This window comes from Bradyrhizobium sp. BR 1432 (genome assembly GCF_051547705.1).
Taxonomy (GTDB): Bacteria; Pseudomonadota; Alphaproteobacteria; order Rhizobiales; family Xanthobacteraceae; genus Bradyrhizobium; species Bradyrhizobium zhanjiangense.
The window spans coordinates 2,304,437-2,329,453 of the sequence record NZ_JBPUGF010000003.1; the positions used below are offsets into that span (position 1 = coordinate 2,304,437).

Consider the following 25,017-nt stretch of genomic DNA (forward strand, 5'->3'; position numbering starts at 1 on the left):
TCGGATCGCATCGCGAGATGCGATCCGGGTGAGGGGATCTGGTCTCACTGGGCGCCGCGGCCCCTCACCCGGATTGCTCTGGACGATGCTTCGCATCGCCAGGCGCAATCCGACCTCTCCCCGCTGGGGAGAGGTGGATCGGCCACCATGGAGGGCTTTAACTCGGAATGCTGAAATCGATGGGTGTAGCTAAGCGGGCGGTCCACGCCGCGGTCGGGGACGAGATGGACGTTTCGGTGGCCGAAGGCGTGCCAGCCGAGCGATCGTCGGCGCGAAAAGTCCTGCCGATCGTGGAAGGGGTCGTGCTCGTCGCGGCGCTGCTCGCGCCGCTGGTGCTGCAGGATTACCTCACGGTGTTCGCAACGCGCGTGATCATTCTCGCGCTGTTCGCGCTGTCGTTCGACCTCGTCTGGGGCTATGCCGGAATCATGAGCTTCGGCCAGGCCCTGTTCTTTGGCTCGGCCGGCTACGGCGTCGCGCTGCTCGCGCGCGACCTCGACATCACCAACATCCTTCTGGTGCTGCCGGCGGGTACGCTGATCGGCCTCACTTTTGCGCTGCTGCTCGGCGGCTTCCTGCCGCTGGGACGGCATCCCTCCAGCGTGATCTTCGTCTCGCTGGGTACGTCGACCGGCTCCTATGCCGCTGCATCCGCCTGGCGCGCGGCTGGTACTATCTCGGCGGTCAGAACGGCATCCCCTCGATCGCGCCGATGTCGCTTGGTTCATACGAATTCTCGGAAGGGCCGGCGTTCTACTATCTCGTGCTCGGCATCCTCGTCGTGGTCTACCTGCTCTGCCGCTTCCTGGTGCGCTCGCAATTCGGCCTTGCGCTGGCGGGCCTGCGCGAGAACGAGCAGCGCATCGCCTTCTTCGGCTACAAGGCGCAGCATCTGAAAGCGATCATCTTCACCATCGGCGGCGCCATCGCCGGGCTTGCCGGCAGCCTCTATGCCTTCCACGAAGGTTTCGTCTGGCCCAACATGGTCGGCGTCGTGGTCTCGACGCAGGTGGTGCTCTATGTGCTGTTCGGCGGCTCCGGCACGCTGATCGGCGCCGTCATCGGCACCGTCATCGTCGAGGGTGTCAGCTTCTGGCTGTCGGACAATTATCGCGACGTCTGGCCGATCATTCTCGGCCTCTTGCTGTTGCTCGTGATTCTGTTCCGGCCGCTCGGTCTCATCAGCTTCGTGCTGGGTGAGCGCGAGCGGGTCGGCAGCTTCGGTGCGAAGCCTAAGGAGAAGCGCAATGCCGCTCCTTGAAGCCGCCGGCATCAGGAAAGTCTTCGGCAAGCTCACCGCGCTCGACGGCGCGGCGCTCACCGTCGGCGAGAACGAGTTTCACGGGCTGATCGGTCCGAACGGCTCCGGCAAGAGCACGCTGATGAAGTGCATCGCCGGGGCCGAAGTGCCGACGCAGGGCAAGGTGAGCTTCGTCAACACCGACATCACCGCGTTCACGCCGACCGAGCGCGCGCGCGCCGGCATGAGCCTGAAATTCCAGATCACGTCCGTGCTGCCGTCGCTGACGCTGTACGACAACATCCTGCTCGCGCTGCAGGCGCAGTGCTCGCTGTTCGACCTGGTGCTCTCGCGCACGCGCAGGCTGCTGCACGACCAGGTCATGACCATGCTGAGGCAGTTTCGCCTCGCCGACCGCGCCTTCGACGCGGCCGCCGCGCTGTCGCACGGCCAGCAGCAATGGCTGGAGATCGCGATGGCGCTGGCGGGCAAGCCCAAACTTCTCTTGCTCGACGAGCCGACCGGCGGCATGAGCCTGGAGGAGCGCCGCGTCACCGGCGAACTGCTCCAGCCGATCAAGCAGCATTGCTCGCTCGTCATCGTCGAGCACGACCTCGATTTCATCCGCGACATCTGCGATCGCCTCACCGTGCTCGACCAGGGCAAGGTGCTGGCGTCAGGCACGGTGTCCGAGATCCAGGCCAACACATCTGTCCAGGAGATTTATCTGCGCCGTGCCTGAATTTTTGGACATCAAGCATCTCGACGCCGGCTATGGCCGCAGCCAAGTGCTGTTCGACGTCAGCCTCGGCATTCCCTGGCGTGGCGGCGTCGCCGTGCTCGGCCGCAACGGCGCCGGCAAGACCACGCTGATGAAGACCATCGTCGGCGAACTGCCGGCCTGGAAGGGCGAGGTCGCCTTCGACGGCCGCGACATCAGCCTCCGCGCCACCCAGGAGCGCGTGCGCGCCGGCATCGGCTACGTCCCGCAGGAGCATTCGGTGTTCGCGCGCCTGTCGGTACGCGACAATCTCGCGGTCGGCTCGCTCGTGAGCAAGGATGCGTCCGCCGTCGATCGCGTCCTGACCATCTTCCCGAAGCTCGGCCAGCGCCTCGACCAGCCCGCCGGCACGCTGTCCGGCGGTGAGCGCAAGATGCTCGCCATCGGCCGCGCCATGCTGGGCGATCCAAAATTGTTGCTGCTGGACGAGCCGACCGAAGGCGTCTGGATCGGCGTGATCGAGGAGATCACCGAGCGCCTGATCGAGCTCGCGAAGACCATCGCCGTCATCATCGTCGAGCAGCACCTCGACCTCGCGCTCCGCGTCGCCGATTACGCCTACGTGCTCGATCGCGGCAGGGTCGCGTTGCAAGGCGAGGCAGGCGAGGTGCGGAGCAATCCGGAGCTGATGCGGTATCTGGCGCCGTAGGACATGCGCGTGAAGCGCGCCGCTCTCACACCGACCTCAGCTGTCATACTCCGCGAAAGCGGGGCATCCAGTACGCCGCGGCTTCTCGATCGAGAACGGCTGTCTCCGGAATACTGGATTCCCCGCCTTCGCGCAGGGCTGTCCGGGAATTCTATGCATAACAGAAGCTGATCTGGTCGGGGAGCTTCTGTCGCGGGCAGCGGATGGGTTCACCTTGGGAGGTCGGTCGATGTCGGCGATTGGTTTTCGTGCGAACAGCGACGCGGCGACAAGACCTGCGAAGCGGATAGCCGGCATGATTAGACGACTTTCGCGTGCGGCGATCCGCGGCAGCAGATAGGCGATCATGGCGGCGAGGATTTGCAGACGGACCGCGTTCTCGGAGCGGCCGAGAAATTTGCGAAGCTTGAGGTGCTGCTTGATCCAGCGGAACAACAGCTCGATCTGCCAGCGTGTTTTGTAAAGCGCAGCGATTTCGATGGCCGAACGCTTCAGATCGTTGGTGATGAGGGTCAGTTTTGTACCGTCATCGCGTTTGAGGCGTATGCGGCGCATCGGAACAGCAAGTTTGGAGCTGCTGAGGAGCTTTACCTCAGCATCGTCGATGATTTTAAAGCCCTTCCCCTTTTGTTTCCGCAGCTTCCGCCAGCGTGTAGCTCTGAAGCGCAGATTCTTCTTCTGGCGGGTGACGAAGCAGGCGCCCGCGTCGTGAAGCCGTGTCCACCAGGCATAACTGCAATAGGCCTTGTCGAACACATAGGTGGCGCCGGCCTCGATCGGGAATTGCTGGGCTGGTGTGACGTCATTGACCGTCGACGGCGTGATCGCCAGACGGCGCGGATGATCCGAGCCGGGATCGTAAACCACGTGAAGCTTGAGACCACGGGTACGTCCGTTCCAACCGGCCCAGGTGCTGAGTTGATCCAGCGGCACCGGCGTCGCATCGATCAGCCGCAGCATCTCGGCACCCTCCCGCTTCAGCGCTCGGTCGGCATGCCCAGACAATCGCTCAAAGACTTCTGCGAAGATACTGACCGGCCGTCGGGCATTGGCATCCGCAAGCGTCGAGCGCGCCGATTTGCCGACACCAAGATGGTAGTGATGATGCGAATTGGCGTTCCAGATCGCCTCAAGGGCACGCAAGCTGTCGACGCCACTGAGCTGGGAGAATATCAATGCGACAAGATGATCCCAGCTGTCGAACGTCTTGTCGTAGGCATCGCCATCCAAACGATCCACAGTCGTCTGAAACTGCCGCCGATTGATCGGTTCAAGCAGCCTTCCAAAAATGCTATCGCTAAACCGCATGCCCGGCCCCTTTCGAAGTCTCGACAACCAGAAAGTACCTGCTTCAAGCCGGGAAAACCCGGGCATGCTCCGCGACACAGTGAATCATTCCCCGGACAGCCCTGCGCCTTCGCGGGGAATGACGGCGTCAGGCTGGGATGGGACGGCGCACCGCCCCTCTTCACCGCCCCAAACCGGCTGTCGAACGAGTTCGACTGCACCACCGGCGCGGCGCCGGCGAGCTGCCCGCTGTCACCCGCGCCATCCGACACCGACGGCTTCAGCGCCGGGCGCGTTGCGGCGAGGCGCGTGTCTGGCTTCGCCGGCTCGGCGGGCTTGGCGGCGACGGCCGGTTTCGGCGCATCCTTCGTGGCGTCCTTGGACTTGTCATGCCCCGGCGCGAAGCGGGTCACTGCGGCCTTCAGCCTCGACGCCGCCGTGGGCGGGGTCGTGGAGGTCGTGGCCGGCGCGACGGACGCCGTGGCTTGCGGCGGAGGCGTGGTCGTCGCCGTGGTGTCGGCGGTCCCTAAGCCCATCTTGCGGCCGAGGTTGGAGAAGAAGCCGCCGCCTTGAGATTTCTCTTGCGATCTCTCGGCCGGCGCAGCCGCGGCGACGCGGGTGCTGGTTGCCGGCGCGCTGCTGGCTGTGACCGGCTCTTCCTGCGGCGCGCTTGCTGCCGCATCGAGGTTCGGCTTGGGCGGATTGACGTGGCCGGGGATCGTGCCGGGCGCCTTCGCCATCGCCAGCATCTGCAGCGTGGTACCTTCAGCGCCCTCCGACAGGCCGGTCGAGCCTTCCGGAATCTTGGCAGCGAAGATCTTGTTCATGCCGCCGTCGATGCCGGTGTTCATGCGCGCCACCGGCGTGCCCTTGGCGACGAGCTTGGCGTATTCCGTTTCGTCCTTGGCCTGCTTTTCGCGCACCGCGCTGGCGATGTCCTCGGGGATCACATAAGCCGGGCACTTCGCCGAGGCGTCGAACACCGGGTCGCGCTTGGCGTCCGCCGGCTTCGCTGCATCGAACACGTATTTCTTCTCGCAGAAATCGACCTTCGGCTCCTGCCGCGTCACCTCGAAATGATCATAGCCTTCCTTGATCATCTTCCAGAAGGCCATGTTCGGATTGTTCCGGTGCTTGGCCATGTTCACCGGCGTCATCTTGAACGGATAGGCCTGGAGCTGGAACGCCTTCTGGCCGCCGAAGAAGGATTCGCGCCCCAGCGAATAAATCTCCGCGATCTGCTCGTCGGTCATGGCGTAGCAGCCGCGCGACGAACAATCGCCGTGCACCATCAGCTGCGAGCCGCTGCGCCCAAGCGCCTTGTCGAACGCGTTCGGATAGCCGGTGTTGAAGGAGAGGTAATAGGCCGACTGCGATTCATCTGGCTCGGATTGATCGAGTAGAATCCTTCCGGTGCCTGGCGGTCGCCTTCGCGCACCTTGGGGCCGAGATCGCCCGACCAGCGGCAGATCGGATAGGTCTTGAGCAGCGCGAACTGGCCTGAGCGGGTCTGCTTCCAGACCTCGAGCTCGGCCTCCTGCTTGAACAGGCGGACCAGGATCGGCGATTGCAGGTCCATGTTCTTCTCGGCCATTGCGGCGAGAAGCTTTGGCGGCACCGGCTGATTGGCCTTGGCGTTGGTCGCGAGCGAAACCTGGTCGGTGTCGCAGCCGGCCAGCACGATGCTGGCGGCCAGCGCAACCGAAGCCAAAAGCGCGCGAGCAAGCGAACGAGAAATCAAGATGGACCCCACACCGTGCCGGGCAGCGAAGCGCGAACCCCAATTCTTTTGAAGCATGGCCTGACCGCAAATCCGGACCCGTCACGACGGGCTTTTTCAGACCACGCCCCAGCGCTTATGCCCTGAAGCCATTGATTAAAATTCTAACCTCTGGGTCATGTGGTCGCAACCCGAGCGGAGATCACGAGCCCGTTGGCCCAGTGGCATGGTCAACGAAGACTGAATGGACGCGACTTTGGACGTGACTTGGGACGTAACTTGGGCCTTTCGGTCGATTTGGAACAGAGATCGCCGATTTGGGCAAAAAAAGGGTTAATGCGGGGTTACTGGGGAAGATGGGGTTGCCCAGCGTCAAACTCGGTGTCGTCCGGGCGAAAGCCAGGACCCATAACACAGGGAGTGGTTTGGCGAAGACTCGTGGTTCGGTACTCCCAGCGTCCCCAATCGCGAAATTCCGCGGTATGGGTCCTGGCTTTCGCCAGGACGACGAGCTGAGAGAGCCGTATTTGTCGTCGAACCCGGCCGAATCAGCCCAGTTTCCGGCCGATATCGAGGAATTTCTGCCGCCGCTGCTTGCGGATGGCGTCGCCGTCGAGACCCGGAGCTCGTCGAAAGCCTTGGCGATGGCGTCCCCGGTGGTGGCGATCATGGCGGCGGGGTCGCGGTGGGCGCCGCCGACCGGCTCCTTCAAAATGCTGTCGATCACGCCGAAGCGGAGCATGTCCTGGGCGGTGATCTTCATGTTGTTGGCGGCTTCCTGCGCCTTGGTGCCGTCGCGCCAGAGGATAGAGGAGGCGGCCTCCGGCGAGATCACGCTGTAGATCGCGTGCTCCAGCATCAACACTCTGTTGGCGGTGGTGATGGCGATGGCGCCGCCCGACATGCCCTCGCCGGTGATGATGGCGACGTTCGGCACCGTGAGCGCCAGGCAGGCATCCGTCGAGCGCGCGATCGCCTCGGCTTGTCCCGCTCCTCGGCGCCGATGCCGGGATAGGCGCCGGCGGAATCGGCGAGTGACAGCACCGGCAGGCCGAACCGCTCGGCCATCTCCATCAGCCGCACGCATTTGCGATAGCCTTCCGGCCGCGCCATGCCGAAATTGTGCCGGATGCGGCTTTCGGTGGAATCGCCCTTTCCTGGCCCATCACGCAGATCGGCTCGCCGCGGAAGCGGCCGAAGCCCGCGACCAGCGCCTCGTCCTCGCCGAATTTGCGGTCGCCGGCCAGCGGCGTGAATTCGGTGATCAGGCCCTTGATGAAGTCGTTGAAATGCGGCCGCTGCGGGTGCCGCGCTACCAGCATCTTCTGCCACGGCGTCAGGTTCAGATAGAGATCGGCCAGCGCCTGCGCCGCCTTGTCCTCGATCCGTCCGATCTCCTCGGCGATGTCGGTGCCGGAGGCCGCCAACATCCTAGAGCTCGTCGACCTTGGAGTCGAGCTCGGCGACGGGCTTTTCGAAATCGAGATAGCTGCGCATCTGGTCTGGCATCAACTCAATATAAGGGGACGGGGCGAGAGAGCGAAACGAGGTTGGGGTTGTGGAAAGAAGTTTAGCTTCTTCAATGGTTTGGCCTGTGTGCTCGTGAGACGCCAGCCAAATCGATCGTGAGGCCACGGCTCTTTCCGCGGAGATGTGGCCGAAGTCAAGGTGGATCGTCACCTCTCCCGCTTGCGGGAGAGGTCGCGCCAAAGGCGCGGGTGAGGGCTTTCACCTCTAGGGGGTTGTCCCTTTGCGGAGACACCCTCTCCCCAACCCTCTCCCGCAAGCGGGAGAGGGGCGCACCTCCCACGCCTCACTTCTCCACCAGCGGGTGCAGGTCGCGCACCAGGCTCTTCAGCCGCTCCTCGACCACATGGGTGTAGATCTGGGTCGTGGAGATGTCGGTGTGGCCGAGCAGGGTCTGCACGATGCGCAAATCGGCGCCGTTGTGCAGCAGGTGGCTGGCAAAGGCGTGGCGCAGCACGTGCGGCGAGACCAGGCGGGCCTGAAGCCCGGAGGCGACCGCGAGCTCCTTCAGATCGCGGGCGAAATGCTGGCGCGTCAGATGTCCGCTCTCGCCGAAGGAGGGAAACAGCCATTTCGAGGCGGCCACGCGGTTCTTGTCAGCCTTCGCAGCTTCCGTCGCCGCGAGATAATCGGCCATCGCCTGCCGCGCGGCGTCGTTGAGCGGCACCAGGCGTTCCTTGTTGCCCTTGCCGCGCACCACGATCATGCGCGCATCGCGCTTGGCGGCCGAGCGCGGCAGCGCCACCAACTCGGAGACGCGCAGGCCGGTGGCGTAGAGCACCTCGAGCAGGCAATAGAGCCGCAGAGCGCGCAGCCGTTTCGACGGCGATTGATCCGCCGCCTCGCTCAATTCCTTGGCGCGGCGGAGCATGCGGTCGACATCCGCAATCGACAGCACTTTTGGCAGGCCGCGGCCGCGCTTCGGTCCCGACAGGATCGCCGCGGGATCCTCGGCACGGATGCGCTCGTTGAGGAGAAAGCGGAACAGATGCCGCATCGCCGACAGCCGCCGCGCGACGCTGGTGGATTTGAAGCCGCGCGCATCGAGATCGGCGAGATAGTCGCGCAGGACTTGCGTCTCCGCATCCGCAAAACTGTGGCCGGCGCGGCCCAAAAATTCCGAGAAATCGGTGAGGTCGCGGCGGTAGGCATCGAGCGTGTTGGCCCCGGCGCCCTGTTCCGCCGCGAGCATGTCGAGGAACAGGCCGGTGAGCTTGCTATCGGAGGGCTTGGTGCGCATGCCCTGGAGCCTAGCCGCTATTTCTTGAGAAACTTGTCAGGCGGGATCGTCACCGTCATTTCCCGCGGCTTCGGACTGACGAAGTTCGCCAGCGCGAAGACCACGCCATAGACGATGCCGGCGATCACGGCGACGACCGTCAGGAAGCGGAACAGGCTGGGCATCGTGCTGGGGTCCGGAGGGCAAATTAACCAATGAAATCATCCAACATGTTCGCCGTTTCGTGGCAAGAGTCCTCTGGCGAGGCCCCCTGCGGGGTCGTATAGGTGGCAAAAGCATGCCGCCTTTGGCGGCAGATCGAGCGAGATCCATGTCCGACGCCGCGTTGCCGCTATCCGGTTCGCCTGAGGCCGACATCCTGTCGGCGCTCGGGGCGCGCTCGATCGTGCTCGTCGGCATGATGGGGGTGGGCAAATCCACCATCGGCCGCCGCATGGCGGCGCGGCTCAAGCTGCCTTTCGTCGACGCCGACACCGAGATCGAGGCGGCGGCCGGCATGACCATACCGGAAATTTTCGAGCGCCATGGCGAGCCGCATTTCCGCGACGGCGAGGCCCGCGTGATCGCGCGGCTGCTGGACGGTGGACCGATCGTGCTCGCGACCGGCGGCGGCGCCTTCATGCGCGAGGAGACGCGCGCGCGCATCGCCGCGAAGGCCGTCTCAATCTGGCTCAAGGCCGACCACGACGTCATCATGCGCCGGGTGCGGCGCCGTGCCGATCGCCCGCTGCTCCAGACCGCCGATCCCGAAGGAACCGTGACGCGCCTGCTCACCGAGCGCGAGCCGGTCTATCGCCATGCCGACCTCACCATCGCCTCGCGCGACGTGCCGCACGACAAGATCGTCGAGGAATGCATCGAGACGCTGCACGCCCATCTCTGCGGCGTGCCGCCTGCTGACGTTGCGAGTGCCGTACGATGACTGCGCCCTTGAAACATTCCGATCCTGTCAATGTCGATGTCGCGCTGGGCGAGCGCGCCTATGACATCGTCATCGGCCGCGGCGTGCTAGCCTCGCTCGGCGAGCGCGTCGCGCGCTTGCGCCCCGGCGTGCGCACCGCTGTTGTGACCGACCGCACCGTTGCGAAATATTGGCTCGAGCCGACCGAGGCTTCGCTTGCTGCCGCCGGCATTCCGACCGCGCGCATCGTGGTCGAGGAAGGCGAGATCTCCAAAACCTATGCCGGCCTGGAAAAGGTCAGCGAGGCCCTGATCGCCGCAAAAATCGAGCGCAACGATCTCGTCATCGCGCTCGGCGGCGGCGTGGTCGGCGATCTCGCCGGCTTTGCTGCGGCGATCCTGCGCCGCGGCGTCGATTTCGTGCAGGTGCCGACCTCGCTGCTGGCGCAGGTCGATTCCAGCGTCGGCGGCAAGACCGGCATCAACTCGCCGCAGGGCAAGAACCTGCTCGGCGCCTTTCACCAGCCGGTGCTGGTCATCGCCGACACCGCCGTGCTCGATACGCTGTCGCCGCGGCAATTCCGCGCCGGCTATGCCGAGGTCGCCAAATATGGCGTGCTCGGCGACGAAGCCTTCTTCAGCTGGCTGGAGAAGAACCATGCCGACATCTTCAGGGGTGGCTCGGCGCGCGAGCATGCCATCGCGACGTCGTGCCGCGCCAAGGCCGGCGTCGTCTCGCGTGATGAGCGCGAAACCGGCGAGCGTGCGCTGCTCAATCTCGGCCATACCTTTGGTCACGCACTGGAAGCGGCGACCGGCTTCTCCGACCGCCTGTTCCACGGCGAGGGCGTGGCGATCGGCATGACGCTGGCGGCGCAGTTCTCGGCCAAGCTCGGCATGATCGGCGAGCAGGACGCGGCGCGCGTCGAGCGGCATCTGGTCGAGGCTGGCCTGCCGACGCGTTTGCAGGACATCGCGGGTTTTGCCCAGGAAGGCCTTGCCGATGCCAACGCGCTGATGGCGCTGATGGCGCAGGACAAGAAGGTCAAGCGCGGCAAGCTCACCTTCATCCTGCTGGAGGCCGTCGGGCGCGCGGTGATCGCCAAGGATGTCGAGCCCGCCCCGGTGCGCGATTTCCTGCAAGAGAAGCTTGCGCAGAAGGCGTGATGCGCGGCTGAACGGCGCCAAAGCGTTTTTCGCGCGAAGTGGATACCGGTTCGCGTCAAGACAACGCGTCCAAACAAGAAGCTAGAGTGCTGCATGGACTGGCTCGGATTCACCATCGTCGTCCTCTGCCTCCTGGTCTCGGCGTTCTTCGCCGCGAGCGAGACCGCGCTGACCGGCGCCTCGCGCTCCAGCATGCTCAGGCTCTCCAAGCAGGGCAATCATGACGCCGACGTCGTCTCGCAGCTGCTCGACATGCGCGAACGCCTGATCGGCGCGCTGCTGCTCGGCAACAACATCGCCAATATCGGCTCCTCCGCGATCGCCACCGCGATATTCACGGCCTGGTTCGGTGATGTCGGCGTGCTCGATGCGACCGGGGTGATGACGGCGCTGGTCGTGATCTTCGCGGAGGTTCTGCCGAAGACCATCGCCATCAACGCGCCGGACCGCGTGGCGCTCGCGGTCGCACGCCCGATGCGGCTGACCATGTACGTGCTGGGGCCGCTGCTGCGGATCGTGGAAGTCATTGTGCGCCTGTTGCTGCGGCTGTTTGGCCTCGCCGGCGAGCACCAGGCGATCCTGTCGCCGACCGAGCGCCTGCGCGGTGCGGTCGACCTGTTGCACCACGAAGGCAAGTTCGAGAAGCATGATCGCGACATGCTCGGCGGCCTGCTCGATCTGCGCGAGCTCCAGGTCTCCGACGTCATGATCCATCGCACCGAGATGATGATGATCAATGCCGATTTGCCGCCGGAAGAGCTGGTGCGCGAGGTGCTGGCGACCGAATACACCCAAATCCCGCTGTGGCGCGAGAAGCCCGAGAACATCATCGGCGTGCTCCACGCCAAGGATCTCCTGCGCGCGATCCGCGCCTCCGACGGCGACACCTCGCGGATCGATGTCTCCACCATCGCGCTGCCGCCCTGGTTCGTGCCGGAGATGCGCCCGGTCTCCGAGCAGCTCAAGGCGTTCCGCCGCCGCAAGACCCATTTCGCGCTCGTCGTCGACGAGTACGGTGAGGTTGAAGGGCTCGTGACGCTGGAAGACATTTTGGAGGAGATCGTCGGCGACATCTCCGACGAGCACGACGTCGTGGTCGCGGGCGTGCGCGCCCAGCCGGACGGCTCGGTCGTGGTCGACGGCTCGGTGCCGATCCGCGATCTCAACCGCGCCATGGACTGGCACCTGCCCGACGAGGAGGCGACCACGGTGGCCGGCCTCGTCATTCACGAGGCGCGCTCGATCCCCGACCGCGGCCAGAGCTTTACCTTCCACGGCTTCCGTTTCCGCGTCCTCCGCCGCGAACGCAACCGCATCACCGCGCTCCGTATCTCACCGGTGCCGCGCGAGGCGGAGCTGGAGGAGGCAAAGCCGAGACGGGCCGGGACGTCGTTTTGATTCTTACCCTCCCCTGGAGGGGGATGGTCGATCGCGCGCAGCGCGAGCGGGGTGGGGTGATCTCTCCACTCGGGCAGTGCTCAGCGCGGAGAGACGGTCACCCCACCCTGCTTCGCATCTCGCTGCGCTCGGTGTGAAGCGACCCTCCCCCTCCAGGGAAGGGTAAGAGGAGATCACCCTTCCCCGGCGCCTTCGCGTGGATCGCGAGCGCGTGGACGCCGCCGGCGAGTTCCGCCGCCAGCGCCGAATTTATCATGCGGTGGCGATCGACCCGGCTCTTCCCTTTGAAGGCCTCAGACACGATATACACACGGAAGTGTGTCTCGCCGCTCGGCCGATGGCCGGCGTGGCCCTCATGCAAGTGCGACTCGTCGACGACCTGCAGACTTTCCGGCCTGAAAGCTTCTTGCAACCTGTTGCTGATAGTGTCTCTGATAGCCATGTGTGTGCCATTAAGGTGCGCGATCGCACCCGGTCAATACCCGGGAGTCCCAGGTAATTGGGACCGGGTTTCCAGCTAATTGCAATGTCAAGACTTGAAGGTTTTTGCATTGCGTAGTCAAAGTCAGCCATGCCGATCGATTCATCAAAGTTCTTCGACTCCATCCGCGTCAAGCCGCGCGGCAAGCAGCCGGAAGCGATGCCGCGCGAGACCGTGGTCGCCTGCGAATGGACCGGCTGCCAGAACAAGGGCAGCCACCGCGCGCCGAAGGGGCGCGAGAATTCGCGCGAGTACTGGCACTTCTGCCTGGAGCACGTCCGCGAGTACAACCAGAACTACAATTTTTTCTCCGGCATGAATGCCGATGCGGTCGCACGCTACCAGAAGGATGCGCTGACCGGTCACCGCCCGACCTGGAAAATGGGCGCCAACGGCGGCAAGAAAGCTTCGGAAGCCGAGATCGATGGCGCCTTCGATCCGTTCAGCATGTTCAGTGAGATCAACGGCCGCGCCAGCTGGCGCCGCGGTCCCGAGGCTCAGCCCAAGGCCGAGACGCGCAAGGTGATGAACGCCGAGCGCAAGGCGCTCCAGGTCATGGGCCTCGGCCCCGACGCCACGCTCGCCGACGTCAAGACCAAGTACAAGGCCCTGGTGAAGCAGCACCACCCCGATGCCAATGGCGGCGACCGCTCGACCGAAGACCGCCTGATCGAGATCATCAAGGCGTATAACTATCTGAAGACGGTGGTGCGGGAGGCATAAGGCTACGCCTCCGGGAAGGACAGTTCGCAAACCAGTCCTTCCGGCTTCCACCACCGGGTCACCCGTCCGCGCAAGGTCCGGATGATGCCATCGACCGCGCCGATGCCAAAGCCCTTGCGCGTCGGCGGCTCATCGACCCTGGGACCGCCGCGCTCCGACCAGTGCAGCACCAGAGGTTCTGCACTATTGGTCTCCCAGCGGATCTCCAGCCGGCCCGAAGGCGTCGATAGCGACCCGTATTTGGCGGCGTTGGTCGCAAGCTCGTGCACGGCGACCGCGATCGATTGGGCGAGCGTCGCCGGCAGCCGGATGTCGTCTCCGGTGATGCTGATACGTTCGCCGTCTCCGCCTACGTAGGGCCGGAGTTCGTCTTCGACGATGGTCTTCAAACTCGCACCGGTCCAGCGCGACGCCGAGAACAGCCTCTGCACGTTGGCAAGCGCACTAAGTCGACCTTGAAACGCGGCCTGGAATTCTGCAGCGGTCTCGGCCTTCGTCAGCCGCAGTATCGCCTGCGTCACCGCGAGCAGATTGTTCGAACGATGATCGACCTCGTAGGCGAGGAGCATCATCCGCTGCTCGGCCTGCTTGCGAGCCGTGATGTCGACCAGCATGTTCACTGCGCCGACCAGTCGGTCGCGTTCGTCGCGCAGCGGCGTCGGATATGGCATGAAGCAAATCCGTGAGCCGTCCGGCCGTTCGGCCACAGCCTCGACGTCGCGCACCGGCCGGTTCTGCTTGAGCGCGATTGCCATGGGGCACTCATCGTGGGGGAGCGGCGTGCCGTCGGGCAGATAGAGCTTCCATGTCACGCACCACATCGCGCCGACCTCTGGCGTCCGTCCGGCAAAATCGATGCAGGCTTGATTGAAGAAGGTGATGCGGCCTTCTGCGTCGGTCGTATAGATCGCGGCGGGCAGCGCCTGGAGCAAGTCCCGGAATCGCCTCTCGGAATCCGCGCCGTCAGCGCTCCTGCTCGCTGCTTGCCTCGCGATCTCGCCGATCCTGGCCTCGTCCGAATGTCCAAGCAAGTCCAGCATCGCGTTCCTCTGCGGGGCCAGATCAGGCAATTCGCCGGCCGCGCATTCGTTCCACAGTGCTCGTCGGAGACGTATAGACCCTTCTCAACCTGTCGTAGATCAGGACTTTGCCTGCACGACAGCGGAGTGGGAGCTCCGCTGTCGCCTTTCCCTTAGTCCTTAGCCGCGTAGCCTGGATGGAGCGTCAGCGTAATCCGGGTCTTTCTCACACAAGCGATTTTCCCGGATTTCGCTTCGCTCCATCCAGGCTACTTCATCATTCCTTCGGCATGGCCCCCACATAGGACGAACTCGGCCGGATCAGCCGTCCCGTGCGCTGCTGCTCGCGCGCATGCGCGGTCCATCCTGCCGCACGCGCCACCGCGAAGATCGGCGTAAAGGCCTGCCTCGGAATTGCGAGTGCATCGAGCAGGATGGCGGTGAAGAACTCGACATTGGTCTCCAGCGGCCGGTCTGGGTTCTTCTTGCGCAGCGCGCTACGGATATACGCCTCGACCTCGCCGGCAAATGGCAAGTCGGCGCCATTGGAAGCCAGTGCCTCGATCGCGGTCTTCAGCACGTCGGCACGCGGGTCGCGCACGCGATAGACGCGGTGACCAAAGCCCATCATCCGCTCGCCGCGTGCCAGCGCCGCATCGACCCAGCTCTGGATGCGTTCGCGCGAGCCGATCGCATCGAGCATCTCAAGCACCGGCTCCGGCGCGCCGCCATGCAAGGGGCCGGTGAGCGCGCAATAGCCCGCGGTCACGGCGGCGAACAGATCGGCTTGCGTCGAGGCCACCACGCGCGTCGTGAAGGTCGAGGCATTCATGCCGTGGTCGCAGACGGTGACGAGATAGGCATCGAGCGCGGTGACCTCGCGCGTTGCAGGCGCCCGCCCGTGCAGCATGCGCAGCGTGTCGGCGGCGTGGCTCACGCTGGGATCGGGCGCGACCGGCTCGAGCCCTTTTGCGCGGCGGACCAGCGCGCCGGCGATCACCGGAAACGCGCCGACGATGGTGGCCTCGTGCTCCAGACCGTGTTCGGCGCGAAGTCCCGCGACCGCCGCGCGAAACCCGTCGATGATGCCCATGCCCTGTGTCGCCGGCAACAGGTCCGGCAATCGCGCGAAGGCGCGCTCGCGCGCGGCACCCAGGCTCGCCCGGACATTGGCTTCGCTTAAGCTGGTCTTGCTGGCGCCGTTCCAGAGCCGGGCGGTGACGCCCTCGAAGCTCGATTTGGCGGCGAGGCTGCCGACATGCTCGCCGGCGATGATCAGCTCGCCGCGCTCGCCATCGACATGGCTCAGCACGGTCTCGGCCGCGGGAACGCCGTCCAGCCCGATCTGGCTTTTGGTGAGGTGGATGTTCATGGCCCAAGCTCCTGTTTGACGCACGGGAAAGGTCGGACCTCTCGACAGATTGATCAATCTTGATTACATAAATCAATATGAAAAATTCCAGCGAGCTCTACCTCTCCGCCCGGGAAGCCGCCGCCGAGCTCGCGATCTCGCCGGCCACGCTCTACGCCTATGTCAGCCGCGGCCTGATCCGCTCCGAGCCGACACCGGATTCCCGCAAGAACCGCTACCGCGCCGAGGACGTCCGCGCCCTGAAGGAGCGCCGGGTGCCGTCGCCGGAGCCGAGGGGCCTGCGCAGCTTCGACGCCGACCTGCCGGTGATGGACACGGAGATCTCGACCATCACCGAGGAGGGCGCGATCTACCGCGGGGTCAACTGCGTCGATCTCGCCGAGAGCGACACGCTGGAGCACACGGCGACGCTGCTGTGGGACGTCTCCGGCGTCGATCCGTTTGATCCGGACAATCAGCCCCTTCTTTCAGAGGAGATGCGGACGATCGGGCAGGCCGCGCGGCGGGCGGCGCCGATCGACCGCGCCATCGCCGTGCTTGCGCTGGCCGCGAGCGCCGATCCGCGCGCTTTCACCCGCGCGCCCGATGGCCGCGCCATGGTCGGCGCGCGCATCGTCCGCCTGCTGGTCGCGACCATGCTCAATGCCGAGCCATCGGCCGAACCGCTGCATCAGCAGGTTGCGAAAGCGTGGGCGGCCGACAACAAGCATGCTCCCGATCTGATCCGCCGCGCGCTCGTGCTGCTCGCCGACCATGAATTGAACGCCTCGACCTTCACCGCGCGCTGTGCCGCCTCGACCGGTCTCAATCTCTATGACGCAGTGATCGCCGGCCTCGCCGCGCTGAAAGGGCCCAAGCATGGCGGCGCCGGCGTGCTGGCCTCGCAGCTCGTGAAGACGCTGATCGATCGCGACGTCGAGCCGATGGTGCGCGAGCGCGTCGCGCTCGGCGAGCGCTTTGCCGGCTTCGGCCATGGCGTCTACAAGCGCGGCGATCCCCGCGCGCAATCGCTGCTGAATGCCTTGTCGCGCGCCGGCGCACCGCGAAAGTTCACCCGCGAGGTGCCGGAGCGGATCGCGGAGGCGACCGGCGAGTTCGTCAACATCGACTATGCACTCGCCGTGCTCGTGCACGCCCTGCGCCTGCCCGCCGGCAGCGAGCTCGCTCTGTTCGCCATGGCCCGCAGCGTCGGCTGGATCGCCCACGCCAGCGAGCAATTGCAGTTCGGCAAGCTGATCAGGCCGCGGGCGCGGTATGTGGGACCGGCACCGGGACGGAGGGCGGGGGGTGTTGGTTAGGGACGTTGCGAGAGCGGCCCTCTCCGCCGTCGTCCTGGCGAAAGCCAGGACCCATACCGCGGAATCTACCGATGCGGACGCTAGGAGTACCGAGCGCCTAATCTTCGCCAAACAACGCCTTGGGGTAATGGGTCCTGGCTTTCGCCAGGACGACTCGAGGGAAAGTCCTCAACCCCGCGGCTTCGCTTCCGCGACACCGCTGCCGTGCCTTCGGCGGATGAACCAGAGCCCAACGCTCACCACGATCGCCACGGCCACCACGGTCAAAATCCAGATGTGCTTGCCGACATGCCCATGATGATGCAGCCCGGCATATTCATGCAGCGCTGAGACCGCCAGCACGCCCGGCAGCACATGCGCGGGGGCCCAGGCCAGGATCGCCGGGATGTTCACTGCGTAAAACTTCGCTGGCGCCATGCCGAGCGCACCGGCGGTAACGGGCACGAAGGCGCGGATCGGGGGCACGAAGCGGGCGAAGAACACCGCCCAGGTGCCGAAGCGATGGAAGAAGCTCTCGCTCTGCGCGACCAGCCGCGGATAGTTCATCAGCGGCCAGGTATCGAGGATCTCGCGTTGCTGCCGGTGCCCGATCCAATAGGCCGATCCGTCCCCGAGCACCGCGCCGAGTGCGGCCGCCAGCAGCACCCAGGGCAGCTTCAGCTCGCCGCCCGGAACCAGCGCGCTCAGCGCCAGGATGATGGTCGAGCCGGGGATCACCGACCCCACGACCGGCACCGCTTCGAGCAGCGCCGCCAGGAACAGGGTCAGATAGGCCAGCCACGCATGGGCCGAGACGAAGGCGATGAAGGGATCGAGGAAGGATGTCACGTCGTCTCTGTAGCGGGCTGGAGTACCGGAATTCAGACCCTACATAGGTAAGCACATGCGGCAACAGTGCCATCCGCGCAGGCAGAGGCGTCGGCCGCCCGGAAATCGAGCGTGATTCGCAAGGCAGCCCTCCAAAAACTGCGTTCCTTGCCTATCTAAATGAAAAGACAATGGAACTTTGATTGGTGGGCGGGCTTCTGCCGGCCACCTGTCTCTGATAGGTTGAGTTTCAGCACCCAGCCGCAGCCAACGTGCGAATAACCGGTTTCGGGACCGCCCGGGACCTCGGAGGATTGATGACGACCGCCGCCCTGTCCAAAGTTGAGGAAGTTTCCGGTCAGCCCGACATGAAAGTGTCGGTGCGCCAGGTGTTCGGGATCGACAGCGATCTCGAAGTCCCGGCCTATTCCGAAGTCGATCCTCATGTGCCCGAAGTCGATTCCGATTACCGCTTCGACCGCGCCACCACGCTCGCCATTCTCGCCGGCTTTGCCAAGAACCGCCGCGTGATGGTGACCGGCTATCATGGCACCGGCAAATCCACCCATATCGAGCAGGTCGCCGCGCGCCTGAACTGGCCCTGCGTGCGCGTCAACCTCGACAGCCACATCAGCCGTATCGACCTCGTTGGCAAGGACTCGATCGTGGTCAAGGACGGCAAGCAGGTCACCGAATTCCGCGACGGCATTTTGCCCTGGGCGCTGCAGAACAACGTCGCGCTGGTGTTCGACGAATACGACGCCGGCCGCCCCGACGTGATGTTCGTGATCCAGCGCGTGCTTGAGGTCTCCGGCCGCCTGACGCTCTTGGACCAGAACAAGGTGATCAAGCCGCATCCGGCGTTCCGCCTGTTCGCCACGGCGAACACCGTCGGGACTCGGCGATACCTCGGGCCTCTATCACGGCACCCAGCAGATCAACCAAGGCCAGATGGACCGCTGGTCGATCGTCACCACGCTGAACTATCTCAGCCATGACGAGGAAGTGGAGATCGTGCTGGCCAAGGCCAAGCACTATCGCACTCAGGAGGGCCGCGACATCGTCAACAAGATGGTGCGCCTCGCTGACCTCACCCGCAACGCCTTCGCCAACGGCGATCTGTCGACGGTGATGAGCCCGCGCACGGTGATCACCTGGGCGGAGAACTCCGACATCTTCGGCGATATCGGCTTCGCCTTCCGCGTCACCTTCCTCAACAAATGCGACGAGCTCGAGCGTCCGCTGGTCGCCGAGTTCTACCAGCGCTGCTTCAACGCGGAGCTGCCGGAATCGGCGGTGAACGTGGCGCTGAGCTGAGGTTTGATGTCGTCCCGGCCTAGTGCGCAATTGCGCACGGAGAGCCGGGACCCATACCGGCGTGATGTCTCGATTGAAGCGACGCTGATAGTTTCCTGACCCAACGACGGCCGGTGGTTATGGGTCCCGGCTTTCGCCGGGACGACGGATTAAGGTGATATGACCACCTCCAACTCCAAATTCCGCAGCAACAAGGAAGCGCCGACCGAGCCGTTCAAGCGCTCGGTCGCCTCCTGCCTGAAGGCGATCGCGAAATCGCCCGAGCTCGACATCTCATTCGCGGCCGAGCGTCCCGGCCTTGCGCCCGGCAAGGCGCGGCTGCCGGAGCCCGCGCGCAAGATGACGAGGCGTGACGCCGCGATCGTGCGCGGCCATGCCGATTCCATCGCGCTCAAGCTCGCCTGTCACGATCCGAAAGTTCATCGCAAGCTGATGCCGGGCAATCCGCAGGCGCGCGGCGTGTTCGAGGCGGTGGAGCAGGCGCGGGTCGAGGCGATCGGCGCGCGCCGCATGGCGGGCGTTGCCAAAAATCTCACCGCGATGCTCGACGATCATTTCCATCGCGGCAAGTTCGACGAGATCACCGACCGCGCCGATGCGCCGCTCGCCGATGCGCTGGCGATGCTGGTGCGCGAGCGCCTGACCGGCATGGCGCCGCCGGCGGCTGCGAAGAAGATGGTCGATCTCTGGCGGCCCATTCTCGAGGACAAGATCGGCAGGCGGCTCGACCGGCTCGACGGCGTCCTCGAGGACCAGACCCGGTTCGGCGATGCCGTGCATGATCTGCTCTCGGCGCTCGAGCTCGGCGACGAGCGCAACGCCGATACCGAGGACAATGACGAGAACGACGAGAACCAGGATGGCGACAACGACCAGTCCGGCGCCGAGGGCTCGCCCGATTCCGATGCCGCGCAGGAGATGAGCGCCGACCAGGCCCAGGCGACATCGGAGGAGATGAGCGAGAGCGCGATGGAAAGCGCGCAGGCCTCGACCTCGGATACCTTCGACGACGGCGAACTCGGCGATGACGAGACCCCGGGCGAGGCGACGCGTCCGAACGCGCACGGCAGGAACGAGCCGCGTGGGCCGGAATATCATGCCTTCGCGCCGAAATTCGACGAGGTCATCGCGGCCGAGGATCTCTGCGACCATGACGAGCTGGAGCGTCTGCGCGCCTATCTCGACAAGCAGCTCGCGCATCTGCAAGGCGTCGTCGCCCGCCTCGCCAACCGGCTGCAGCGCCGGCTGATGGCGCAGCAGAGACCGCGCCTGGGAGTTCGATCTCGAAGAGGGCATCCTCGATCCCGCGCGGCTGTCGCGCGTCGTCACCGATCCCTATCACCCGCTGTCCTTCATGCATGAGAAGGAGGCGACGTTCCGCGACACCGTGGTGACGCTGCTGCTCGACAATTCCGGCTCGATGCGTGGACGCCCGATCACGGTCGCCGCGACCTGCGCCGACATTCTCGCGCGCACGCTGGAGCGTTGCGGCGTCAAGGTCGAGATTCTCGGCTTCACCACGCGCGCCTGGAAGGGCGGGCAATCGCGTGAAGCCTGGCTTGCCGCCGGCAAGCCGGCCAATCCCGGCCGTCTCAACGATCTCCGCCACATCATCTACAAATCGGCCGATGCCCCCTGGCGTCGTGCGCGAAAGAATCTCGGGCTGATGATGCGCGAGGGCCTCCTGAAGGAGAACATCGACGGCGAGGCTCTGGACTGGGCGCACAAGCGCCTGCTGGCGAGGGCCGAGCAGCGCAAGATCCTGATGATGATCTCGGACGGCGCGCCGGTCGACGATTCCACGCTGTCGGTCAATCCCGGCAACTATCTCGAGCGGCACCTGCGCCACATCATCGAGGAGATCGAGACCCGCTCGCCGGTCGAGCTGATCGCGATCGGCATCGGCCACGACGTGACGCGCTATTATCGCCGCGCGGTGACGATCGTGGACGCCGAGGAGCTCGGCGGCGCCATCACCGAGAAGCTCGCCGAGCTCTTCAGCGAGACCAACACCGTGCCGACGCAAGCGCCCGGCCGGCCGCGCCGCAAATTGCATTCGTGAGCAACCATCAATCCCGCCGCAGCTTTCTCGGCCACGCGGCGGCGGGATTTTCCATTCTGACGATGCCGCGATTGGCGCGGGCGCAAGCGCAGTTGCAGCCCGCGACCGAGCCGCCGCCGCGCGCGCTCCAGCTCGAGCACGCCGTCGCTGCGCCCGTCAGCGTCGAGGTCAACGCGCGCAGCATTCCCAATTTCGAGTCGCGCGACCGCGCGCGCACGCGCTTCGGCTCGCTGGATTTTCGCAGCGGCCTGGTGCTGACCTCGCCCTATCGCGGTTTCGGCGGCCTGTCCGGCATCCGCTTTCTCGACAACAAAGGTGAACGCTTCCTCGCGATCTCCGATCAGGGCGGCTGGTTCACCGGCACCATCCGCTATTCCGGCCGCGAGATGGTTGGGCTCGCGGACGTCGAGGCCGCGCCGCTGCTCGGTGCTGACGGGCGGCCGATCACGGATAAGCGGCTCTGGTACGACAGCGAGTCGCTCGCGCGCGACGGCAACCTCGTCTATGTCGGGCTCGAGCGCGTCAACCAGATCCTGCGCTATGATTTCGCCAAGGGCGGCACCCGCGCCCGCGGCGAGGTGATCGCGGTGCCGCCTGCGGTCCGCAAGCTGCCCTACAACAAGGGGCTGGAGGCGCTCGTCGTCGTTCCCAAGAACCAGAACCAGGCGCTCGCAGGCACGCTGATCGCCTTCTCCGAGCGCGGGCTCGACGCCGACGGCAATCTCGTCGCGTTCCTGATCGGCGGCCCGACGCCGGGCCAGTTCAGCGTGCGGCGCTCCGAGAACTTCGACATCAGCGACGCGGTGCTGCTGGCCTCGGGCGATCTCCTCATCCTCGAACGCAAATTCTCCTGGTTCACCGGCGTCAACATCCGCATCCGCGCGATCCCCTTGAAGTCGATCGCGCCGGGCGCGCTGGTCGACGGCCTCATGCTGTTTTCCGCCGATCTCGGCCACGAGATCGACAACATGGAAGGCATCGACGCCCATGTCACGGCCGAGGGCGACACCGTGCTGACCCTGATCTCCGACGACAATTTCTCGATGCTGCAGCGGACATTGTTGCTGCAATTCACGCTGGTGGAGTAGCTCTCAGCTGTCGTCCCGGCGAAGGCCCTAGGGCATGCACATATCTCTGAGGCTCCATCCTGCTGCGACGGCGTGGAAGTATTCGAGGCCGTTCTTGAAGGTGATCGGGCCCGGCGGCTTGGACGATGGGTAGCCGTCCCAGCCGCCGAGGCGACCAATGATCCAGGCGGCCCAAGCGAGGCTATCGGGCGGATGTGGGTTCTTTAATCGCTTGCTCCCGGCTTCGAGTTGACGGTTGAGGGCGGTGAGCACGTTAATTTGGCCGTTGTCGAAGGCAGCGAGAATGGGTTGGCGACTGCCATTGCGGGCCTGCAGAAGTTGGATTGTGATGACGGCCGCCTTAGCGGCAATCGCGACCAGCTTGAGAAGGCGATCGGCGGTTCCGATCTGGCTGTCTTCGAGCTTGAAGCCTTGTGTCTTCAGGATGCGGAAGAACTGCTCGATGATCCAGCGTTGCTTGTACCATTGGACGATGCGCCAGGCGTCCTCGATGCCGGTAACCTCGTGAGAGGTGAGAAGCCGCCAGTGCAGCGGCTCTACCCCGGTTTCGGCATTGATCTCGCGCACATCGACCACCGCCAATGGCAAGCTTTCCGGCAGATGGCGCAGGAACTTACTCTGTGGGCGGGCGAGCTCGATTGCGCCAAAGCGAAGTTCGAGGTGAGCCAGGCGGGCGGGCCGCGCGGCGCGCGCAGGCAATTGGATCGCACGCCGATCCACCGCGGCCATGGCATCGCTGACCTCATACAAGCCGCTGCGGTCGGCAAGCTTGCGATCATGCATGCTGCGCGCGATGACGTGGAAGTGTTGCTCGGCCGAGCTGGCATAAAGGGCAAAAATATCGCTCTCGCGGTCACCCAGCACCGTCACCGCTGTGGCCTTGGTGAGGAGCGGCTTGGCCGCCATGGCAGTGGATATCCAGCGCTGCGATTCCTTGTCCGATAACTCCCGATCGTCGTGCGAGGTCGTGCGGCGACCTGTGCGCGTCCATATCTGCCCGCTCAAAAGTCCAAGACAGTTGCCGTCATCGGCATCCACAGCCAGCAGCGGATGCAGCAGCACGCCGTGGTTATTGCCTTTGCCGATTTCTCCGAGCCCGCGCCGGCGTTGCGGTGTGGTGTTGAAGTGGATCTCGCTGGTGTCCTGGATGGCCAGCACGTGGCGGCCCTCTACCGCAGCGACCGTGCTTTCGCTCCAGCTTTCGATGATCCGCTCCACCGTCACCTTGTCATGGCCAAGAAAGCGGTTGAACCGCACTTCCAGCGCGCGGTTCCCCCTGGAGAGCTGCCGAAGGCAGACAGTTTTGCCCACAACCATGCGTTCGACGAACGCCGCCCCCCTTTATCGAGACGACGATCCCCGAACCGGCCCAGCGTCCAGTCAATCCGTGACAACATCGCGGCACCCCGTCCAAATCATGGAGTGCCGCAATACAAATCACACAGAACTCTGATTCTGGAATCCTCCCAGGCCGATCCGAGTCAATCCGCCGCACCAGATATGTGCATGCCCTAGGGCGAAGGCCGGGACCCATACCGCGAGGTCCATCGATCGCGGATGTTGCTAATCCCGAACGAGCAGCCTTCGTCAAACTCCTCCCTGTGGTTATGGGTCCCGGCCTCCGCCGGGACGACGGCGGAGATTGTGGTGCGACCTTCGGCCAAGCCAGCACCGCAATGCATGGCCCCACGGGCCCCCATTCCCGCCGCGCGCCTAGCAATCCGCGTTTGCCTCACTACACTCCCTGCAGCATCCTCCATCCCCGGAACTCCCGCATGAGCGCCCTGTTTTCCCCGATCAAGCTGCGCGGACTGACGTTGAAGAACCGCGTCGTGGTGTCGCCGATGTGCCAATATTCGGCCGATGACGGCGTCGCCACGGATTGGCACTTCACCCACATCAACAATCTTCAGCCTGTCGGGCGCGGCGATGTTCTGCATCGAGGCGACGCATGTCGAGGCGATCGGCCGCATCACGGCGGGCTGCCTCGGGCTCTACAGCGATGCCTGCGAAGCCGCCTTGAAGCCGATCCTCCATTCGGTGCGCAAGCATTCCTCCACGGCGATCGGGATGCAGCTTGCCCATGCCGGCCGCAAAGCCTCCAGCGCGCGGCCCTGGGAGGGCGGCCAGCTGATTCCGATCGAGCACGGCGGCTGGCAGGCGGTTGCGCCATCAGCCGTGCCGCACAAGGAGGGCGAGGCCGCCCCGCTCGCGCTCGATGCCGCCGGCCTCAAGCGCATCCGCGAGGCCTTCGTCGATTGCACAAAGCGCGCCGCGCGGCTCGGCATCGATGCCATCGAGGTCCATGGCGCGCACGGTTATCTTCTGCACCAGTTCCTCTCGCCGATCTCGAACAGGCGCACCGACGTCTATGGCGGCTCGCTCGAGAACCGCATGCGCTTTCCGCTCGAGGTGTTCGACGCGGTGCGCGCCGTATTCCCCGCCGACAAACCGGTGGGCATGCGGGTGTCGTCGACCGACTGGGTCGAGGGCGGCTGGGATCTGACGCAGACCATCGCCTTTGCCAAGGCGCTGAAGGCACGCGGCATCGACTGGATCGATGCCTCCTCGGGCGGCGTCTCGCCGCTGCAGAAGATTCCGCTCGGCCCCGGCTATCAGGTGCAGTTCGCAGAGGCCATCAAGCGCGAGACCGGATTGCCCACCATCGCCGTCGGCCTGATCAGCGAAGCCAAGCAGGCGGAAGAGATCGTCGCCAGCGGCAAGGCCGACATGGTCGCGCTCGCCCGCGGCATGCTCTACGACCCCCGGTGGGCGTGGCACGCCGCCGCGGACGTCGGCGGCGAGGTTGAAGCCCCGCCGCAATACTGGCGCTCGCAGCCCTCGACGCAAAAGGCGCTGTTCGGCAGGACCACGTTCGGGGCGCGGTGAGTTCTTCACCTCTCCCCGCTTGCGGGAGAGGTCGGATCGCATCGCAGATGCG

At 65.0% G+C, this 25,017-nt stretch carries 15 protein-coding genes and 7 pseudogenes; 12 read left to right on the forward strand and 10 right to left on the reverse strand.

Annotated features, from left to right (window positions below):
• Positions 1–167: 167 nt before the first annotated feature.
• The 3 genes and pseudogenes from ACSKB8_RS10980 (at position 168) to ACSKB8_RS10990 (ending at position 2,670) form a co-directional block, all read left to right on the forward strand.
• Positions 168–1,261: pseudogene (locus ACSKB8_RS10980) on the forward strand (branched-chain amino acid ABC transporter permease).
• On the forward strand, positions 1,248–1,982 hold the full coding sequence (locus ACSKB8_RS10985) for an ABC transporter ATP-binding protein (protein ID WP_438104035.1): 735 nt from the start codon (positions 1,248–1,250) through the stop codon (positions 1,980–1,982). Before ACSKB8_RS10980 ends, ACSKB8_RS10985 begins: the two are co-directional and overlap by 14 nt.
• Positions 1,975–2,670, forward strand: a complete 696-nt coding sequence (locus tag ACSKB8_RS10990) for a branched-chain amino acid ABC transporter ATP-binding protein (RefSeq protein WP_370990089.1) — start codon at positions 1,975–1,977, stop codon at positions 2,668–2,670. Before ACSKB8_RS10985 ends, ACSKB8_RS10990 begins: the two co-directional genes overlap by 8 nt.
• A 151-nt stretch (positions 2,671–2,821) precedes the next feature.
• Here the strand turns inward: ACSKB8_RS10990 and ACSKB8_RS10995 are convergent.
• From ACSKB8_RS10995 to ACSKB8_RS11015, 5 genes and pseudogenes are all read right to left on the reverse strand, one after another.
• Positions 2,822–3,978: pseudogene (locus tag ACSKB8_RS10995) on the reverse strand (IS4 family transposase).
• Positions 3,979–4,136: 158 nt separating this feature from the next.
• Positions 4,137–5,698, reverse strand: a pseudogene (locus tag ACSKB8_RS11000) (L,D-transpeptidase family protein); the annotation flags it as partial.
• A gap of 527 nt (positions 5,699–6,225) precedes the next feature.
• Positions 6,226–7,186 (reverse strand): annotated as a pseudogene (locus ACSKB8_RS11005) (acetyl-CoA carboxylase carboxyltransferase subunit alpha).
• A 304-nt stretch (positions 7,187–7,490) separates the two neighbouring features.
• Positions 7,491–8,444, reverse strand: a complete 954-nt coding sequence (gene xerD, locus ACSKB8_RS11010; RefSeq protein ID WP_438104037.1) for a site-specific tyrosine recombinase XerD — start codon at positions 8,442–8,444, stop codon at positions 7,491–7,493.
• A gap of 17 nt (positions 8,445–8,461) precedes the next feature.
• The gene (locus tag ACSKB8_RS11015; protein ID WP_074116966.1) at positions 8,462–8,608 is read right to left on the reverse strand and encodes a histidine kinase; all 147 of its coding nucleotides are present in this window, start codon (positions 8,606–8,608) and stop codon (positions 8,462–8,464) included.
• Positions 8,609–8,754: 146 nt separating this feature from the next.
• Here ACSKB8_RS11015 and ACSKB8_RS11020 point away from each other — a divergent pair, with 146 nt between their 5' ends.
• The 3 genes from ACSKB8_RS11020 to ACSKB8_RS11030 all read left to right on the forward strand — a co-directional run bounded on the left by ACSKB8_RS11020 (position 8,755) and on the right by ACSKB8_RS11030 (position 11,909).
• The gene (locus ACSKB8_RS11020) at positions 8,755–9,366 is read left to right on the forward strand and encodes a shikimate kinase (protein WP_164939658.1); all 612 of its coding nucleotides are present in this window, start codon (positions 8,755–8,757) and stop codon (positions 9,364–9,366) included.
• On the forward strand, positions 9,363–10,511 hold the full coding sequence (gene aroB, locus ACSKB8_RS11025) for a 3-dehydroquinate synthase (protein WP_438104039.1): 1,149 nt from the start codon (positions 9,363–9,365) through the stop codon (positions 10,509–10,511). The genes ACSKB8_RS11020 and aroB overlap by 4 nt, the downstream gene beginning before the upstream one ends.
• A 93-nt stretch (positions 10,512–10,604) precedes the next feature.
• Positions 10,605–11,909: an HlyC/CorC family transporter gene (locus ACSKB8_RS11030; RefSeq protein ID WP_438104041.1), complete on the forward strand. Its 1,305-nt coding sequence runs from the start codon at positions 10,605–10,607 to the stop codon at positions 11,907–11,909.
• A gap of 97 nt (positions 11,910–12,006) precedes the next feature.
• Here ACSKB8_RS11030 and ACSKB8_RS11035 read toward each other — a convergent pair whose 3' ends face one another.
• Positions 12,007–12,351 (reverse strand): BolA family protein, encoded by a 345-nt coding sequence (locus ACSKB8_RS11035; RefSeq protein ID WP_438104043.1) that lies wholly within the window; start codon positions 12,349–12,351, stop codon positions 12,007–12,009.
• 129 nt (positions 12,352–12,480) lie between these two features.
• On the opposite strand from ACSKB8_RS11035, the gene ACSKB8_RS11040 reads away from it, so the two are divergent.
• The gene (locus ACSKB8_RS11040) at positions 12,481–13,113 is read left to right on the forward strand and encodes a J domain-containing protein (RefSeq protein WP_438104045.1); all 633 of its coding nucleotides are present in this window, start codon (positions 12,481–12,483) and stop codon (positions 13,111–13,113) included.
• Between the two features lie 2 nt (positions 13,114–13,115).
• On the opposite strand, the gene ACSKB8_RS11045 is transcribed toward ACSKB8_RS11040, so the two are convergent.
• Positions 13,116–14,153, reverse strand: a complete 1,038-nt coding sequence (locus ACSKB8_RS11045; RefSeq protein ID WP_438104046.1) for a sensor histidine kinase — start codon at positions 14,151–14,153, stop codon at positions 13,116–13,118.
• Positions 14,154–14,409: 256 nt separating this feature from the next.
• Complete coding sequence (locus ACSKB8_RS11050; protein ID WP_438104048.1) at positions 14,410–15,504, reverse strand: citrate synthase/methylcitrate synthase; 1,095 nt, start codon at positions 15,502–15,504, stop codon at positions 14,410–14,412.
• A 77-nt stretch (positions 15,505–15,581) separates the two neighbouring features.
• On the opposite strand from ACSKB8_RS11050, the gene ACSKB8_RS11055 reads away from it, so the two are divergent.
• Entirely contained in the window at positions 15,582–16,802 is a 1,221-nt protein-coding gene (locus tag ACSKB8_RS11055; RefSeq protein ID WP_438104049.1) for a citrate/2-methylcitrate synthase, read from the forward strand.
• Positions 16,803–16,970: 168 nt separating this feature from the next.
• Here the strand turns inward: ACSKB8_RS11055 and ACSKB8_RS11060 are convergent, their stop codons facing one another.
• Positions 16,971–17,630 (reverse strand): DedA family protein, encoded by a 660-nt coding sequence (locus ACSKB8_RS11060; RefSeq protein ID WP_438104051.1) that lies wholly within the window; start codon positions 17,628–17,630, stop codon positions 16,971–16,973.
• 296 nt (positions 17,631–17,926) lie between these two features.
• Between ACSKB8_RS11060 and cobS the strand changes: the two are divergent.
• The 3 genes and pseudogenes from cobS (at position 17,927) to ACSKB8_RS11075 (ending at position 22,076) form a co-directional block, all read left to right on the forward strand.
• Positions 17,927–18,926, forward strand: a pseudogene (gene cobS / locus ACSKB8_RS11065) (cobaltochelatase subunit CobS).
• A 159-nt stretch (positions 18,927–19,085) separates the two neighbouring features.
• A pseudogene (gene cobT / locus ACSKB8_RS11070) lies at positions 19,086–20,988 on the forward strand (cobaltochelatase subunit CobT).
• Positions 20,985–22,076 carry an esterase-like activity of phytase family protein gene (locus ACSKB8_RS11075; RefSeq protein WP_438104052.1) on the forward strand — a complete coding sequence of 364 codons (1,092 nt, stop codon included), beginning with the start codon at positions 20,985–20,987 and terminating at the stop codon, positions 22,074–22,076. Before cobT ends, ACSKB8_RS11075 begins: the two are co-directional and overlap by 4 nt.
• A 27-nt stretch (positions 22,077–22,103) precedes the next feature.
• On the opposite strand, the gene ACSKB8_RS11080 is transcribed toward ACSKB8_RS11075, so the two are convergent.
• Positions 22,104–23,393 carry an IS4 family transposase gene (locus ACSKB8_RS11080; protein WP_438103448.1) on the reverse strand — a complete coding sequence of 430 codons (1,290 nt, stop codon included), beginning with the start codon at positions 23,391–23,393 and terminating at the stop codon, positions 22,104–22,106.
• A 458-nt stretch (positions 23,394–23,851) separates the two neighbouring features.
• Here ACSKB8_RS11080 and ACSKB8_RS11085 point away from each other — a divergent pair.
• Positions 23,852–24,965, forward strand: a pseudogene (locus ACSKB8_RS11085) (NADH:flavin oxidoreductase/NADH oxidase).
• Positions 24,966–25,017: the final 52 nt, after the last annotated feature.